Source organism: Amycolatopsis sp. 2-15 (genome assembly GCF_030285625.1).
In the GTDB taxonomy this organism is placed as follows: domain Bacteria; phylum Actinomycetota; class Actinomycetes; order Mycobacteriales; family Pseudonocardiaceae; genus Amycolatopsis; species Amycolatopsis carbonis.
Map to the genome: position 1 here is coordinate 7,099,139 of NZ_CP127294.1, position 16,409 is coordinate 7,115,547.

The following is a 16,409-nucleotide window of genomic DNA, read 5'->3' on the forward strand; positions in this document are numbered from 1 at the left end:
AACTGCTAAAACGCCTTTGTATTACCCTCCCATTTCAAAATAATCGACGGCCGAGCATCCAACCGCAGCTCGCCGTTAGGCATGAAAGCGACCACTATAGCGTCTATTTCTGTTCCCACCGGCGGAAATTCATTCGCCAGCAAGCGCGTCGACCCATCGGAGATAAGCTTCCCGCGCGTAGACCAGTTCGACCGCGATCAGCACACCGACCTGAAGAAGTGCCACGCCAGCTGAGGCCGCACGCTGGCGGGAATCGAAGTCAGGAAGACACCCTGCTCCGGCGTCCACATCCGCCTCGAGGGCCAGACGCAGATACCTGTGATCAGCGGCGACGTCGATTCCAGGGCCGTCCTGGCCGAAAACGTGCATGCCATGGCCACTGCCGAGGACGGCGGCTACCTTCACGTCGACTACTTCCCCGGGCACCCCTACCTCGTCGAGGGATCCCTGCCCTTGGTGATCAACAGCCCGCACGGAGGTATGCCGGCCCGTTGAACCACTTTTCCGCTCTTGCCAAGGCGTGGCCAACGTGGGGGGCTTCGGCACGGCGCTGGGCCGTTGGCCCGCAGGTGTTCCGCGCAGGCCTCCGGCACGTGCACGAGCTGCTCGACCCGAACCTGATTGCCCGCTGACCATCACCCGCGCACCCTCGGGCCGCGACTCCGGTGCAGAGCCACACGGTTCCCTTGCCGTTACTGGATGCTCGTGAAGACCAGCCGTCCTGCGCCCCCGCCGGCGGGGAGGAGTCCGCGGTGGAACTTCCGGCACTCTCGTTGCTGCTGTTGGCTTTGATGGGTTCGACGTGGTCGTCGCGGGCGCCGTGACCTGCTGAATCTATGGCGGCAGCGCCCGTCATCGATGCCCCGGCCGCGATACCGGCTGCGGACACGATGTTCAGCGGCACACCGGCGATCGCCCCCACGCCGGTCGCGTCCAAGAGTCCGCCCACGCCTTCCCCGGCACTGCTGATCACCGTGAGACCGATACCGCCCACGGCGGTGAGGGTATCCAGCGGGTGGTTGAGCATGGCGTTCCCGGCAGAAGCCATCGCGTTGACTACATCTGCGCCGGCTTGTGCGAGTGTGTCCCCGACGTCGTCGAGCCAGCTGGATTTCTGTGGTGCCTGACCTGCACGGTCGCGCAGTGTCTGCGCGGTGATGTTGCCGCTGTCCGTGAGCTGGGCGCGGGCGCGGTTGAGCTTTTCGCGAGCGGCTTGCCGTTGTGACTCGCCCGGGTCGGTGAAGGGTGGTGGGGGCTGGTTGTTCGCCGCGGCCTGCGCAGCCGCATGGTCGTGGGACGCCTTGGCTTGCTGGGTTGTGGCTTGGCCTTGATTCCACAGCGAGATGGCCTCGGCTGCCTGAGCTTGTGCCCACCGCAGCGTGCTGGCGTGGTCGTTGAGCGCCCCGCTGGCGGCCTGCAAGGAGTCGGCTGCTGCGTACCACTTTCCGGGTTCGTAGGAGAACTTGTCATGAAACGCTGATGCGGCGGGCCCTTGCCAGGCGCCGGTGTCGATTGCCTTGAGACCGTCGGCGGCATTACCCGCTTCGCCGGCGCGCGCCTGTAGGACGCGCGCGTTCTCTTCAATCGCCTCCGGTTTGCCGGGGATCAGGGCTGCCGGATCTTGGGTTTCGCCAAGTTCAGCCACCCTCGACCGCCTGCTGCCCGGGATCGGTCCGCAGGGTCCGCGCTGATGCATCATCGATTCCGCGGTAGGCGTTCGCGGCTCTGGTGAGGGTGTCGCCGATCTTGTCGGCGTCGTCGGTCAGGATGTCCAGGCCGTCGGACCACCGCACGCAGAAGTCCATCAGCCCGTCGTGCACACCTTGATGGCCGTACAGCTCCGCGTCACCGCACAGGCCGCGGAGCTGGAAACCCTGCTGATCGGTGACACTGCGGCTGATCCCGCGTCCGGCCTCAGCCACTTTGTCGACGTCGACATGGAACCCCGGCCCATCCACCACTGAAACGGCCCCCTCGAACACTCACAGTACTCGTGCATCATCCTATGGGCCCGAACTGTCGGCAAGCTCTCGATCACTCGCAGACGAAACAAGGCCTTCCTGGTGTCGTTGTTCCGCCGCGCGGCGTCAGGTGGGGCCAAGAGACGGTGATCGCACAGCCGGCGTGACTGCCTGAATCCCCGGTTTACCAGAACAGGTGCGTGCGTTCGCCGGCGCAGAACCGGCTCGCGGCGACGAACAGCCGCAGGTAGAGCTGGTCGAGTTTGAGGTAGTTGGGAATGAGGTCGGCGGTGGTCAGGGTGGCCTCGCTGTATTCGAGGCCGGTGTCGGTTCGGGTGGCGTAGCGTGCGGGCACGGTGTCGGTGTCGCCGTCGGCAAGCCTGATCGCGTCGTCCAAAGCGATGTCCACCAGGCCGGATACCTCGGCGTCGGCGAGCGGGATGTCTTCCAACGCCACGTTGAGCGGGATCAGGTGCCAGTGCTGGAACTCGCGTTCGACGTAGTCGGGGGCGAGAGTCACGGCGGTCTGCCGCAAGCCGATCGGGTGCAGGTCAGCGTAAGCAACAGGCAGGCCCAGCTCCTCGTGAACCTCGCGTACGCCGTCAGCGATGTTCTCGCCAGCCTGGTAGTGGCCGCCGACGGTGATGTCGGCAAAGTCAGACCGGTCGAAGCTGTATCGGCCCGGAGCCTTCTTCTGGAGAAATACACGCTGGGTGGCGGGGTTGATCGCGAGCGCGGAGAAGGTGCGGTGCCACAGGCCCTGGGCGTGGGCGGTCTTCTTGTCCTCGGTGCCGACGGGTTCGTAGCGGTCGTTGAAGATGTCGATCAGCTTCACGGTCATCCTCAGCGGTGAATGGCGGGTTCGGTCTGGAGCTGCCAGTAGGTTTGGAGGGCTTCAGCTGAACATGCCGGTGATCTCGATGTCGAGGCCGGCCTCTTCCTCGACTTCGCGGATGGCTGTGCCGGGCGGGGAGTCAGTGAGGTCTACGCCTCTGCCGGACAGCGCCCAGCCGTCACGCCCGATATCGCTTGTACACCAGCTCCGCAGTGATCTCCAAGGCGAGCGCGTGATCGTTGCCCAGGCGTTGCCGTGGCCGGGCGCCGGCAACGACCCGCTGCCAGTACTCCAGATCTCGGTCGCCGCGCAGTCCTTCGAGCTGTCGCGTGGACGATGTCGGTCACTGGATTGACTGCGATCAGACGTTCGTCGCCGATGCGTTGTACGGCCTTCCCAACAGTATCGACCAAGTGGATCAGCCGTTTCGCAGGAGACGACGTCACCGATAACCGAATTGTCGCAATATTTCGGGAAGCAGACCCACCTCCGAAGCCTTGACTGATTATGATCACATGATCAGGACTTTACAATATCTTTGGCAATTTCGAGTGTTCTTCTTACCATTCGAGCCATGCAGGCAGCGTCGTGATCCATTTCTGTCAGTAGTCCGATGAACACTCGAAATTCGTTCATTCAATGTCATTCGTACGTTACCCAAGGTTCACCTGGTACGCCCTGTCGATTCTATGGAGTGTAGTTAGGTTTCTTCAAGCCGCAGATCACATTAGAGGGTCCAAATGCATAAATCCGCTCGTAATACGCGGAGGTCGTCGCCTGTGACAGGCTGAACCTCGATGTCGCGGAATGCCACGTACCTGGTCTGGTCGCGCCGGACGAGACCGGTCAGACGACGCCGCGACGGGTGCTGTTCGGGCTGCCGAGGCCGATCGCGGCGACCTAGAGACCCCAGTCGGTCTGCTCTGACCGGCTGGGTCTGCCGGCTCAACGTCACCCCGGGTGGGTGGTAGGTCGCCGATGGTCACGAACTTCAGGAGGCCGGCAGCTTTCGCGGTCCGTGTCACAACGGGTATTGCGGCCCGACCCTCTGTGGGAGTTCGGAATGTGGCATTTCGGCGCTCCGGACGATCTGCCCGCCCCGGTAGAAAGGGATAGGTATGCAAGTTACGAGACAACGCAGGCAAGGCTCGGGAGTCCGGTTGGGGCTCTCGCGCCGGAACGGCCAACGGTTCCGCATCGTGGTGGCCGGTCTGGCCGGTGTTCTCACGATCGGCACGGGAGTGGCCGGCGCCACCACAGTGCCGCCGGGCGACAACCAGGTCGGTACGCAGTACCGCAACGGGCTGCAGGTCGCCGACGACCAGCTCATCAACCCGATCGGCGCCCGGTTGATGACCCAGTTCGGCAAGTTCATGGGCTCGACGGTCAGCCCCGACGGGCGGTTCCTCGCGGCGACCAGCACCGACAAGTCGGTGGCTCTGCAGGTCTTCGACCTGAATAGCTACAAGCTGATTTGGACGGTGGGCACCGCGTCCGCGGTCAACCAGAAGCTCTCCGACGGCTCCGTCGGGCAAGAGGGGCCGACCTACTCGCCGGATGGCAAGTTCCTCTGGCTGCCCGAGCAGGACGCCATCACCCGGTTCCCGGTCAACGCCGACGGCACCCTCGGCACGCCGACCCGCTTCCCGGTACCGACGTCGGGCACCCATCTTTCGGGTAACGACCGCAGTAGAGTGGCCAACTCCGCGCTGGTCGGCCAGCTCAAGTACTCGCTTGACGGCTCCACCTTGTACGCCGCGCTCAACGGGCAGAACACGGTCGTGGCGCTCAACCCCACCACCGGTGCGGTCGAGCAGACCTGGAACGTCGGCATCGCGCCGCGCGAGCTCGCGTTCGTCGGCAACACGCTCTACGTGAGCAACGAGGGCGGCCGCCAGGCCCAGGCTGGCGACACGACGATGGACTCGTACGGCACCCAGGTGCCCGCCAACGGATCCACCGGCGCCTCGACGACCGGCACCGTCAGCGTCATCAACACCGCGAAACCGGGAGCGGCGGTCGGATCGATCGCGGTCGGGCTGCACCCCACCGCGATGTACGTCAAGAACAACGCGCTGTTCGTCGCCAACACCAACAGCGACACCGTCTCGGTCGTCGACACCACCAAGAACCAGGTCGTGCAGACGATCGACACCAAGCCGTGGCCGTCGTCCGATGTCGGTTACGAGCCCACCGGCATCGCGCTGACCGCCGACGGGCACCTGCTGGTGACCCTCGGCCGGGCGAACGCCGTCGCGGTCTACCGCTATGACGGCGCACCGCAGCAGCCGGTGAGCTACATCGGCCTGCTGCCGACGGACTACTACCCGTCGGACGTGGCGACGGTCGGTGGCCAGGTCGTGGTCACCAACACTCGCGGTATCGACGCGCGGGGCCCGGGCATCACGACGTCCAAGGGACAGGGCACCGTCCCGGTGACCGGCCACGACACGCACAGCACCACCGCGTCGCTGACCCGTTTCACCATGCCGAGCGACAAGGACATCGCCGGCAAGTACACCGACACGGTTTTCGCCCAGAACGGCTGGGGCAAGAACGACGTCCAGCAGTCCAAGGGCGGCAAAGCGGCGGCCGTGCCGGTGCCGGCCCGGATCGGCGATCCGTCGACGATCAAGCACGTCTTCCTGCTCATCAACGAGAACCGCACCTACGACCAGATCCTCGGCGACATGAAACAGGGCAACGGTGATCCGACCCTGACGCAGTTCGGTGCGAAGACCACGCCGAACCAGCACGCGCTGGCCACGCAGTTCGGCCTCTACGACAACACCTACGACCCCGCGACGAATTCCGCCGAGGGCCACAACTGGCTCATGGAGGGTGACAACCCCGAGTACACCGAATCCTCGGCCGGTGAATACCAGCGCAGCTACGACACCGAAGAGGACGTCCTCGGTCACCAGCGTGCCGGTTTCCTGTGGACCGGGGTCGAGGCCGCCGGCAAGACCGCCAGGAACTACGGCGAGTTCGAGTACATGGAGGGCAGGCCTTCCGGCAGCTGGCAGCAGTACTACTGCGCGGCCACGAGCGTCCAGAACGGCGGCGATGCCGGCCAACTGACCGCGCCCGCGCTGAAGGGTACCTACGGCTCGGCGATCCCGTCGTTGAACGCGATCGCCGACCCGCAGTCCCCGCCGTTTGACCTGTCGATCCCGGACGTCTACCGCGCCCAGCTGTGGAAGCAGGACTTCGAGAAGAACGGTCCGGCCAACTTGAACATGGTGTGGCTGTCCAGCGACCACACCGGCGGGCCGACCACTTCGGAGTCGGGCGTGGCCGACGGCGACCTCGCCATCGGCCAGATCGTCGACACGATCTCGCACAGCCAGTACTGGAAGGACTCGGCCATCTTCGTCGTCGACGACGACAGCCAGGACGGTGCCGACCACGTCGACGGACACCGCGCCCCGGTCCAGGTCATCAGCCCGTACGCGGTGCACGGCAAGACCGTGAGTACTTACTACTCGCAGATCAGCATGGTCCGCACCATCGAGCAGATGCTCGGAGCGCAGCCGCTCAACGAGAAGCTCGCGGCGGCCACACCGATGGTCGACGCGTTCACCAACAAGCCCGACTACACGCCGTTCACCACGGTGCGGAACCAGGTTCCGCTCACCGAGGGCATCGCCACCGCCCCGTCGTGCGGTCTCGACACCTTGGGCCAGACGGGCGCCGCGGCGACCGCGCTGAACAAGGCTGAGGCTCAGAAAGTCGCGGTACCAGCGGACATGCAGGCCACCGCCGCCGCGTGGCAGACCTGGCTCGGCGGCCAGCACACCACCGGCAACGGAGCGATCCCGGACTACTCGAACCCCGAGCAGATGAACCGCTACACCTGGTACCAGACCCACCAATGGAAGACGCCCTACCCGGGCGACACGAAGATCTACCCACCGAACCAGGTGCCCGGCGCCTACCTCCCCGGCCCCGACACCGACTGACGAGTCAGCATTAACAACTCGACAGCAGCACGACGCGACGGCCCGCCGGGTATCCGGCGGGCCGTCCGCGTTCCGCCTAAGTCAATTCGCTCGAGTGATGGAGACCTGGGCGGATTGGTGATGTGTTTGGCCGGGGTGCAGCAGTCGGCCGCGGCGCACCCGGACCGTCCTCGAACCGCAGATCGTCGTCGATCAGCTGGCCCGCACGAGCGGGGGTGCGGCCCGTCGCCGAAGGTGAGCGCGACATGGCCGGGGTCGCCCACGCCGGCGAGCGCGGCGGTGCGCAGGGGCGGCAGGAACAACGCGGCCGAGCCGGCGTGGCCCGCGAGCGCGGCCAGGGCCGCCACCCGGATCGTGATCCTGCACGCGGGCCAAGCAGGTTCAATTTTGGCGTGCCGGTCAGGGTGCGTAGGTGGTTCTCGACTCGGGCGGCGAGGGCTGGTGCGTGGTCGCTCTCGTCGAGCAGCAGGCCTATCGCTCCGGTCAGCGCTCGGCTGAGCTCGGCTGGGAGCCGGAGCCCGCGGTCGTCGCCCCGGTCGAGGTGGCCGGGTGACGCGGGCCAGGGCGAGCCGGATCCAGCGGTTGTCGTATTTATCCGGACGGCACCGAACCCCGTACCGCGGCGGAGGCGCGCGTACGGGGTTCGGCGGAGGCGCTCACTCGGTCGGTCGGCGGGAGAGTGAGCATCTCCTTTCCGCGGTGGCGGAGAGTTTCGTTCAGGCGGCCAGATCCCGTGCAGGTGGTCTGGTGTCCGGTGCGGGGAAGCGCAGTGTTTCCCGGTCGCGTCCGGCCATCTCGCAGCCGGGGCGCCAGGTACCCACGTGCGTCCACTGCCGGCCCCACCAGTGACTGATGAGGACGGTGGACCGGAAGCAGACCGGGCACTGCTGGCGAAGAGAGTCGATCGCCATCGGGAGGGACCTCCGTGTCGGTTTCGCTTCGTACCCCTGAAGTGTTGCTTCTTACTGGCCGTCCGCACATCGGGAGTCCTACGGAGAAACTACGTACGCAACGAGGTGGGCCGTTCAGCCCAGCGACACCGCCGCAATGGCGTCGTCGACGACCAGTCCGGCTCGATGAGCAGCTCGGTCAGTTCCGGCCGCGGCAGCGGGTCCACCAGCTGCAAGCGCAGCTGCTCGACGGCGTCCGGCACGGCCATCGCCGAGAGCTTGAACACGACGATTGCGCCTGTGTCAGTCGTGGACCGGCCCGTCGCCGGAGGCGAGCAGCATTTCCAGCTCGTCGAGCGCGGCGTGCAGCTGCTCGCCGACCTGCTCCAACGCCTCATTCGCCGACGGGGAGACGGCCACCAGAGCGCAGTACTCCGCCCGCCGCCCCTCCCACCGCTGCCCGGGGAGCCGGAACGTGGTCGGGTCGGCGTAGCGGCGCGACCCGGGCACCCACACGTCGCCCGCGCGCAACGTCGCGCAGGCCCAGCAGCGTGCACAGTTCCCAGTAGTGCCGGTAGGCGGTGGTGTCGGCGGCCTCGCGGGCGTGCTCGAGGTAACCGCGTCAGCGGGTCGGCACGAACTCCGCCGGCGTTCCGACCGGCACCTTCAGGGCACCCTTCGCGTACAAATCACGCAGCACCTCGATCGTCGCGAGAAGCGGCTGCGCGTCCACCGACCCGCAACGACATATCGACTGGTCTCGCGCGGTCCTCGACGGAGCGTCCCTCAGGGCCAAAAAGGGCTCTTTGTACTGATGTGTGGGTGGGTTTGCCCAGGTGACAGGGGGGCACGTCGTTGCTGGGTCTAGGTTTCTGAGCTGTCGAGGAACAGAAACTGGATAGACGGAGAACGACGTGCCCTCAACCAGGGTATGGGGTCGGCTGCTGGGGGTGAACCCGGCGGTCGTGGAAGGGATCGAGTTCGACGAGGCCGAGCAGGTACTGGTGGCCGCGGTGCGGGTCCGCCGGCGGGATCGTGACCGGTGCGGGGTGTGCTCGCGGCGATGTCCGCGGTATGACGCCGGCCGGGGCCGGCGGCGGTGGCGTGCGCTGGACCTGGGAACTGTGCAGGCGTTCGTTGAAGCTGACGCATCCCGGGTGCGGTGTCGTGAGCACGGGGTCGTGGTCAGTGCGGTGCCCTGGGCCCGGCACGGCGCTGGGCATACCCGTGCTTTCGATGACACCGTGGCCTGGCTGGCGACCGCGACGTCGAGGTCCACGGTCCGGCAGCTGATGCGGATCGCCTGGCCGACGGTCGGTTCGATTATCACTCGGGTCCGGGCCGACATCGACGCGAGAGTGGATCGACTGGCCGGGTTGCGCAGAATCGGGATCGATGAGATCAGTTATAAGAAGAACCACCGATATCTCACCGTTGTCGTCGATCACGACACCGGCCGGCTGGTATGGGCGGCGGCGGGCAATGACAAACCGACATTGGCCGCGTTCTTCGAGTTGCTCGGGCCGCGGCGGTGCGCGCGGATCACGCATGTCTCGGCGGACGCGGCCGCCTGGATCGGCCGCACTGTCGAACAATACTGCCCGGACGCGATCCGCTGCGCTGATCCGTTCCACGTGGTCAAGTGGGCCACCGACGCCCTGGACCAGGTCCGGCGCCAGACCTGGAACTACGCACGCCGACAACCCGGGGGCAGCCACAAAGACCGGCGTGGCCGCACCGCATCAGCCGGCACCGCTCAAAGCATGAAGCGTGCACGATGGGCGTTGTGGAAGAACCCGGAAAACCTCACCGACCATCAGCGTCACAAATTGGCCTGGATTGCCAAGACCGACCCTCGACTTTATCGCGCCTACCTGCTCAAAGAAGGACTCCGACACGTCTTCGCAGTCGGCGGCCAGGCCGGAATAGAAGCATTACAACGCTGGCTGGCCTGGGCGGCACGCTGCCGGATACCCGAATTCGTCAAGCTCGCCCGCACCGTCCGGTCCGAGCTGTCGGCGATCCACGCGAGTCTGGATCACGGCCTGTCCAACGCGCTGATCGAGTCGACAAACACCAAGATCAGACTGCTGACCCGCCTGGCCTTCGGATTCAAACGCCCGGACGCCCTGATCTCACTCGCCCTCCTCGCCCTCGGCGGCTACCGCCCCGAACTCCCCGACCGCACCCACACATAGATCAACAGAGCCCCAAAAAGGGGGCGGGTTGACCTGCCCGAGCCCGGTTGATCGCGGCAAACCGGGTTCGAAGATCCACGTCGTGTCCGGCCGGGCAGGCCTGCCCCTGACCGTCGGAATCTCTGCGGCCAACACCCACGACAGCCACGCACTCAAGCCCCTGGTCAACGCGCTCCCAGCGATCCGCTCCCGCCGGGGACCCCGGCGCCGGAAACCAGCCAAGCTCCACGCGGACAAGGCCTACGACATTCCAGCCCTGCGCGACTGGCTCCGCCAACGCCGAATCCTCCCGCGCATCGCCCGCAAGGGCATCGAATCCAGGGACAAGCTCGGCAAACACCGGTGGGTCATCGAACGGGCCATCGCCTGGCTGACCGGCTACCGTCGACTCACCATCCGCTACGAGCGCGATGCCGGCCATTTCCTCGCCTTCCTCACCCTCACCGCCACCATCACCTGCTACAAGAAACTCGCCAAATGAGACACGCTCTAATACTGCAACGACACTTCGTTATGAAGCGACCGGCGTGTCGGTTAGGCTCTGGTTCGACGGTCGTGTAGTTGATCTTGTGTGCTGGAGATGGTGACGGACTGGTCGGCGCGTTTCGCTGCGTTCGCGGGGCGGTTCGCGGAGCGGTTTTCGCGGGTGGAGCCGCGGCGGCAAATGGTTTTCTACCTGCGGGGACTGCTGGCGGAAGCCGAGCGTAAGAACGGCTGGACCCTGGCAGAGATGGCGGGCGAGACGGGTCCGCAGGGCATGCAGCGGCTGCTGAACTTCTATGCCTGGGACGCCGAGGGCATGCGTGATGATGTGCGCACTGCGGTGGTCGACGTGCTCGGGGACGCCGAACGCGGCGTGTTGATCGCCGACGAGACCGGATTCGTGAAGAAGGGCACGAAATCCGCCGGCGTGGCGCGCCAGTATTCGGGCACGGCCGGGCGGATCGAGAATTCGCAGATCGGCGTGTTCTTGGCGTACGCCTCGGATCGGGGGCGGGCTTTGATCGATCGCGAGTTGTATCTGCCGAAAGAGTGGATCGCGGATCGGGGAAGGTGCGCTGCAGCCGGTATTCCGGACGACGTCGGATTCGCGACCAAGCCCGAACTGGCACAACTGATGGTGGAACGCGCGCTCGCCGCGAGAATCCCGTTTGCATGGTTCACCGCCGATGAAGCCTATGGGCAGGTCGGGCGGCTACGGCTCTGGCTGGAAGAGCACGACATCGCGCATGTGCTGGCAGTACCCAAGTCCCAAATGGTGATTTCCATGGATCTGCGGCAACGACGCGTCCACACCGTCATCGCGGACGTCGACCCGGCCACCTGGCAGCGTCTGCCCTGCGGCGATGGCGCCCACGGGCAACGGATCTACGATTGGGCCGCCGTCGACATCCGCCCCCTGCGCCGACCAGGAGTCGACCACTGGCTGCTGGCCCGCCGCTCAGTCAGCGACCCCACCGAGACCGCCTACTACATTTGCTTCGGCCCCGCCGACACCGACATCCACGAACTGGTGCGCGTCGCCGGAAGCCGCTGGGCAATCGAAGAAAGTTTCCAAACCGCGAAGAACGAAACAGGGCTCGACCACTACCAGGTCCGCCGATACCAAGCATGGTATCGGCACATCACCCTCTCCATGGCGGCGGCGGCATTCCTCGTCATCACCCGAGACGCCGCGAAAAAAGGGGATCTGCACCCGGTCTGATACCGCTAACGTCCAACGAAATCCGCAAACTGCTCAACCGCGTCACCGCACCGATCCGCCACACAATCCAGCATGCGATGCACTGGTCACGATGGCGACGCACCAGCCAAGCCCGAGCACGTACCAGCCACTACCGACGACGCGGCCATCACGAAGTGTCGTTGCAGTACTAAGGGTCCGGACCAGCGGGGTAGGCTGCGAATGGCGGCCGGGCGGTCAAGCAGCGCGCTCTCCGGCCCGCCCCACCAGAAGACACGCCACGGCCCGCATCGCGAGTCTCGTGATCGTCGGAGTCGTGGCCGCGAGGCTCAGTCCGGTCTGGACAGCAGTGCGGTGTAGAGCGTCAGGCCAGGCCCGAATGCCATCATCACCGCGGGTTTCCCGGTTTTGGATTGCCCGCCACGGAGGAGTTCGTCGAGGATCACCAGGACGGTGGCCGAGGAGCAGTTCCCGCGTTCGCGCAGGACGCCGTGGGAGACTCCGAGCGCGCCGGGTGGCAGCTCCAGCCGATGTTCGACGATCTCGAGGATGCGCGGCCCGCCGGGGTGGACCGCCCACGCTCCGATGTCGCTGACCGCGAGGTCGTGTTCTTCCAAGAGGCGGGTCACCACCGGGCCGACGTGCCGACCGAGCACAGCGGGGACCTCGGGGGAAAGCCCCATGCGGAAGCCCTGGTCGGTTACCTCCCAGCGCATGTGCCCGGCGGTAGCGGAGTCGGTGCGCGCCGCGATGTCCACCACTCCGGGGCCCGGGCCCGTCGGCCGCAGCACGACGGCTGCGGCGGCGTCCGCGAACAGGGCGTGTGTGACGACTTGTGAGAGGTCACCGGTCGCGGGCTGTGCGTGCAGCGAGGTCAGTTCCAGGCACAGCAGCACCGCGGGCCGGCGCCGGGCCACCACGTAGTCGGAAACGGCACCCAGGCCCGGCAGCGCGGCGTAGCAGCCCATGTGGCCGATCAGCAGGCGCTGGACGTCGTCGGGCATGCCCAGGGCCGATGCCACGCGAATGTCGAGACCGGGGGTGGAGTAGCCGGTGCAGGAAGCCACGGCGAACATGCCGACCTCGGACGCGTCCAGCCCCGCGTCGGCCAACGCGGCGGCGACGGCCTCCGCCCCCAGCGCGGGCGCATCGGCGATGAACCGTTCCATCCGCTGCGAGGTCGACCACTGCGAGACGTCCTCCTCGAGGGGATTGGCCACCCCGTGCCGGTGCCGCACGCCGGCCGCCCGGAACAACCGCTCGGCGACGCGGGAATGACCCAACCTCGGCGCGAAGAACTCGTCCCACAAGACGTCCTGCTCGAGCCGGGCCGGGAACGCGCATCCGGATCCGGCGAGCCTCGCGATCACCACCGGGGCACCGCTGCGTCGCCGTCGGTGTCGAGTGCTGTGCTTCCGAGGTGGTCGGCGCAGACGTCGGAGGTGGCCGGCTGTAGCGCGCCGCACCGCGCGTCGCGGTAGAGCCGTTCCAGCGGATGTCCGCGCCGGCTCGCCGACGCTCCCGCCGCTTCGAGCATCGATGACGCGACCGTCGCCGCGGCGTCCCCGGCGAGGAGTTTGGCCCGCCAGACCCATCTGTTGGTCTCCGTTTCGCCCGGTGCCGTGTCCACGCGTCGTGCGGCTTCGGCCACGACTGCCCGTGCCGCTGCCACGGTGGCATCGGCACGGCCGACGCGGGTCCGGACCGAAGGGAGCGTGTGCAGCTTGCGCTCGCGCAGGTGCGCGACGGCCGCGTCGATCGACGCTTGGGCCACCCCGACATACACCGCGGCGTAGGACGCGACCAGCCATTGGGGCATGACCTCGGCCAACAGGAGAGCCAGCCCCTCAACCCCGCCCAGCAGCGCGTCCGATCCCACGGTCACGTCGAAGTGCACGTCGTGGCTGCCGGTTGCCCGCATGCCGAGCGAATCCCAGGTCTTCTCGACGCGGACTCCAGGGCCCGCGGGCACCAGGAACTGCGACACGACCGGCTGATCTCCCCTTGTGGTGGTGGTACGTGCGGCGACCAGGTAGGCGTCGACGTGTCCGGCACCGGATACGAAAGCCTTGCTTCCCCTGATGTGGTACCCACCCTTCACCTGGGCGTAGCTGGTGGTCAGCGAGGAAAGCCGGGAACCGGCACCGCGCTCGCTCATCGCGACGCCGAACAGCTTCCCGCCGAGCACCTCGGTCAGCACACGGTCACGAGCGGTGAAAAATCCGTCCGGAACCCCGAACGCGCGGGCCAGGTCCTCGGACACGAGCGCGATTGCACCGGTGACCGAGGCGTGCATGTTGAAGATCAGCGCGGTGGACCCGGCGCCTGTGCCGAGTTCCGCGGCGACCCGCGCGTAGTCGGCGAAGCCGGCGCCGATGCCCCCCAGCCGTGCGGGAACCATCAATCCCAGGAGTCCTGACTCCCTCAGGTCGGTGAAATCCTCGACCGGGAACAGCCCCTCCGTATCGTGCGCCATGGCGCGCGCGGCGAATCGCGGGGCGAGATCCCTGGCCACTTCCAGGGCACTCGCAGGATCGGCCGGAACTCTCGGCACGCTCTCGATCATGAACGTTCCTTCCTTCCCCAGCCTTGGAAGAGCACAGCGGTGGTCCCCACGGGCAGCATGCGCACCGACTCGGTGCGGTGGGCGAGCCAGCGAGCAACGTCCACCGCTGACGGCCGGATACCCCGCAGCGTCAGCGCGACACCTTGATCCGCGCAGCACTCGATCAAGCGGCCACGATCGACGAACAACGCGGGATCGTGGATCCCCGGCGGCGGACCGCCGGGCAGGCGTTCGGCCACGCTCACAGCGAGCATGCGCGACAGCCAGGTGTCGGCCAGGGTGTCCAGCACCAGCAAGCCGTCCGGCCGCAGCACGCGGCACGCCTCCGCGACGACCGCGGCGAAGTCCCGGACGTGCTCCAATATTTCCCCGGCGCACACGACGTCCGCGCACCCGTCGGCCAGGGGCACGAAGCGGACATCGGCGCGCACCGGCGACACACCGTGTGCGACCGCTTGCGCCAGAGCGGTCTGGGAGAGATCGACACCGATGTGGCGGTAACCCTTGCCACCCAGGTGCGGCGCGAGAAGACCGGCCCCGCAGCCGAGGTCGACCAGCACCGCGTCCGGTCCGGTCGATGGCGGGATCACCGCGGCTCGCGCCGCCGCGAGCCAGTGGAGCATCGCGAACGCCCCTCGCGGCCGCCACCACTGCGCAACCAGATCGTCGTACTGCGCGGGATCGTTCGGCGCGCGGTGCGCTGCGGAACGGAAAGGCACGCCTCCACGCTCGCACACCCGGCGGCGTTCCGCGCCGCGAAGAGGCCCGCGAGGGGCGGCCGACCGGTGGGCGGGCGCAGACCCTGCGAAGCTGGCCCCGTGCACGCAACCGTTCGAGGTCTGGTGCGGGCCTGCCACCCAGAGCCAACGCTCGCCGTCACCGCGGTGGCGGCCGGGATCGCGGTCAGCGCGGGACGCCCACCCTGGGGTGTCCTCCTCGTCGCGGCCGCCGTTCTCACGGGCCAGCTGTCGGTGGGCTGGCTCAACGACTACCTCGACGCCGCACGGGACCGGGAAGTCGGCCGTACCGACAAGCCCATAGCCACCGGCCTCGTGAAAAAACGGATCGTCGGTGCGGCCGCCTGCTGCGCCAGCGCGGCGTGCGTGCCGCTGTCATTTACGACCGGCCTGCTCGCCGGCGGTGTGCACCTGGTCGCGGTGGTGTCCGCGTGGGCCTACGACGCGGGTGTGAAGTCGACCCGGCTCTCGGTTCTGCCCTACGCGCTGTCCTTCGGACTGCTGCCGGTGTTCGTAGTACTCACCAGTGGCCAGGCCCCGCCGTGGTGGCTGTTCACCGCAGGTGCGCTGCTGGGCAGCGGCGCACACTTTGCCAACGCACTGCCGGATCTCGCCGACGATGCGCGAACCGGCGTGCACGGCCTGCCGCACCTGCTGGGACCGCGCTGGTCCAGCTGGGCGGCGGTGGCGCTGCTGCTCGGCGCCATGACGTGCCTCGTCGCAGGCCCGGCAGGTGCACCGAGTGTCGCGGGCCTGTCGCTGCTCGCCGCCGCCTGCCTCGTCCTCACCGCCGCCCTGGCCCCGAGACGTGGTAGCGGCTCACGCGCGCTGTTCCGGGCGATCATGGCCGTCGCGCTGCTGGCGGTCGTGCTCCTTCTGATCACCCCGTTGGGATGACCGCACGCTGCGCTCGAACCGCCTCGCGGAAGTCCATCGCCCTCCTCTCAGCCGGCCAGGCCCCGGCCGTACTGGGCGCGGACGGTGTCCCCCGCTCGTCCCCGCTGTCGACGAACCTGCGCACCCGTTCCGATTCAGCCCAGCGGCGACCGCCGGATAGGCGAAGGCAAGGACGTCGATCCCTGCGTTACGGCGCCTAGAGCCGCCGGCAGGGCCCCAGCGCAGAGAGTGACGCGAGGTGGAGGCTCTGTGGTGGCCCACGTAGCTGTCGGCACCAGTGGACTCGACCAGCTCGCCGCTCTCGCGCCCCGGCGGAACAGTCAACCAGTCCGGGGCGTGGTTTTGCATGACAGCCGAACAGGTGCTGCGGATCGCGGCCTGGCGCGGTTGACGTGGCCATCGCCGTTGCCCACGATCCGACCGTCTTTCACCGCAATTCGAAGCCGTCACCATCGGAGTGCAGCGCCGCCGAACTCCCAGATTCAAGCGTCGACGTCGCCGGGACGACCCGCCTCGGCGAGGTGACTGTCGACCCGCACCGGCGAGTCCTCCCCGAACCATACGGCGTCCACCAACGCCACGACTCGGCGTTGGCCTCCCGGTGAGCCCGGCTCCTCGACCGACCGGTGCTCACCACCGGGGCCCGTGGCCCGGCATGGGTAAACGGTCGCTCTCCGTC

15 protein-coding genes and 1 pseudogene are annotated in these 16,409 nt (G+C 67.3%); 7 read left to right on the top strand and 9 right to left on the bottom strand.

The window, feature by feature from the left end; all coding sequences use genetic code 11:
• Nucleotides 1–129: 129 nt before the first annotated feature.
• The gene (locus tag QRX50_RS35140; protein ID WP_285967406.1) at nt 130–405 is read right to left on the bottom strand and encodes a hypothetical protein; all 276 of its coding nucleotides are present in this window, start codon (nt 403–405) and stop codon (nt 130–132) included.
• Between QRX50_RS35140 and QRX50_RS50480 the strand changes: the two genes are divergently transcribed.
• The gene (locus QRX50_RS50480; protein WP_434533171.1) at nt 373–495 is read left to right on the top strand and encodes an Imm32 family immunity protein; all 123 of its coding nucleotides are present in this window, start codon (nt 373–375) and stop codon (nt 493–495) included. The two genes, QRX50_RS35140 and QRX50_RS50480, sit on opposite strands and share 33 nt — an antisense overlap.
• On the opposite strand, the gene QRX50_RS35145 is transcribed toward QRX50_RS50480, so the two are convergent.
• The 3 genes from QRX50_RS35145 to QRX50_RS35155 form a co-directional block, all read right to left on the bottom strand.
• Nucleotides 461–1,645 carry a putative T7SS-secreted protein gene (locus tag QRX50_RS35145; protein ID WP_285967407.1) on the bottom strand — a complete coding sequence of 395 codons (1,185 nt, stop codon included), beginning with the start codon at nt 1,643–1,645 and terminating at the stop codon, nt 461–463. The two genes, QRX50_RS50480 and QRX50_RS35145, sit on opposite strands and share 35 nt — an antisense overlap.
• Nucleotides 1,638–1,922 carry a hypothetical protein gene (locus QRX50_RS35150; RefSeq protein ID WP_285967408.1) on the bottom strand — a complete coding sequence of 95 codons (285 nt, stop codon included), beginning with the start codon at nt 1,920–1,922 and terminating at the stop codon, nt 1,638–1,640. Before QRX50_RS35150 ends, QRX50_RS35145 begins: the two co-directional genes overlap by 8 nt.
• 223 nt (nt 1,923–2,145) lie before the next feature.
• Complete coding sequence (locus QRX50_RS35155) at nt 2,146–2,802, bottom strand: NUDIX hydrolase (RefSeq protein WP_285967409.1); 657 nt, start codon at nt 2,800–2,802, stop codon at nt 2,146–2,148.
• 1,154 nt (nt 2,803–3,956) lie between these two features.
• Here QRX50_RS35155 and QRX50_RS35160 point away from each other — a divergent pair.
• Entirely contained in the window at nt 3,957–6,758 is a 2,802-nt protein-coding gene (locus QRX50_RS35160; protein WP_353074026.1) for a bifunctional YncE family protein/alkaline phosphatase family protein, read from the top strand.
• Nucleotides 6,759–7,170: 412 nt separating this feature from the next.
• Nucleotides 7,171–7,311 (top strand): hypothetical protein, encoded by a 141-nt coding sequence (locus QRX50_RS35165; RefSeq protein WP_285967411.1) that lies wholly within the window; start codon nt 7,171–7,173, stop codon nt 7,309–7,311.
• Between the two features lie 447 nt (nt 7,312–7,758).
• Here the strand turns inward: QRX50_RS35165 and QRX50_RS35170 are convergent, their stop codons facing one another.
• Both QRX50_RS35170 and QRX50_RS35175 read right to left on the bottom strand, forming a co-directional pair.
• Nucleotides 7,759–7,935, bottom strand: a complete 177-nt coding sequence (locus tag QRX50_RS35170) for a hypothetical protein (protein ID WP_285967412.1) — start codon at nt 7,933–7,935, stop codon at nt 7,759–7,761.
• Nucleotides 7,936–7,951: 16 nt separating this feature from the next.
• The gene (locus tag QRX50_RS35175) at nt 7,952–8,164 is read right to left on the bottom strand and encodes a hypothetical protein (RefSeq protein ID WP_285967413.1); all 213 of its coding nucleotides are present in this window, start codon (nt 8,162–8,164) and stop codon (nt 7,952–7,954) included.
• Nucleotides 8,165–8,562: 398 nt separating this feature from the next.
• Between QRX50_RS35175 and QRX50_RS35180 the strand changes: the two genes are divergently transcribed.
• The 3 genes and pseudogenes from QRX50_RS35180 (at nt 8,563) to QRX50_RS35190 (ending at nt 11,551) form a co-directional block, all read left to right on the top strand.
• Nucleotides 8,563–9,846, top strand: a complete 1,284-nt coding sequence (locus tag QRX50_RS35180; RefSeq protein WP_285967414.1) for an ISL3 family transposase — start codon at nt 8,563–8,565, stop codon at nt 9,844–9,846.
• Between the two features lie 13 nt (nt 9,847–9,859).
• Nucleotides 9,860–10,327 (top strand): annotated as a pseudogene (locus QRX50_RS35185) (IS5 family transposase); the annotation flags it as partial.
• Nucleotides 10,328–10,426: 99 nt separating this feature from the next.
• The gene (locus QRX50_RS35190) at nt 10,427–11,551 is read left to right on the top strand and encodes an IS701 family transposase (RefSeq protein ID WP_434533372.1); all 1,125 of its coding nucleotides are present in this window, start codon (nt 10,427–10,429) and stop codon (nt 11,549–11,551) included.
• Between the two features lie 308 nt (nt 11,552–11,859).
• Here QRX50_RS35190 and QRX50_RS35195 read toward each other — a convergent pair whose 3' ends face one another.
• The 3 genes from QRX50_RS35195 to QRX50_RS35205 are packed head-to-tail and all read right to left on the bottom strand — an operon-like array spanning nt 11,860 to nt 14,815.
• Nucleotides 11,860–12,903: a type III polyketide synthase gene (locus QRX50_RS35195; RefSeq protein ID WP_285967416.1), complete on the bottom strand. Its 1,044-nt coding sequence runs from the start codon at nt 12,901–12,903 to the stop codon at nt 11,860–11,862.
• Nucleotides 12,897–14,096 (bottom strand): acyl-CoA dehydrogenase family protein, encoded by a 1,200-nt coding sequence (locus tag QRX50_RS35200; protein WP_285967417.1) that lies wholly within the window; start codon nt 14,094–14,096, stop codon nt 12,897–12,899. The genes QRX50_RS35195 and QRX50_RS35200 overlap by 7 nt, the downstream gene beginning before the upstream one ends.
• Nucleotides 14,093–14,815 carry a class I SAM-dependent methyltransferase gene (locus QRX50_RS35205; protein WP_285967418.1) on the bottom strand — a complete coding sequence of 241 codons (723 nt, stop codon included), beginning with the start codon at nt 14,813–14,815 and terminating at the stop codon, nt 14,093–14,095. Before QRX50_RS35205 ends, QRX50_RS35200 begins: the two co-directional genes overlap by 4 nt.
• 99 nt (nt 14,816–14,914) lie before the next feature.
• Between QRX50_RS35205 and QRX50_RS35210 the strand changes: the two genes are divergently transcribed.
• Nucleotides 14,915–15,730, top strand: coding sequence for a UbiA family prenyltransferase (locus tag QRX50_RS35210; RefSeq protein ID WP_285967419.1), 816 nt, complete (start codon nt 14,915–14,917; stop codon nt 15,728–15,730).
• The last annotated feature ends 679 nt before the right edge of the window (nt 15,731–16,409 follow it).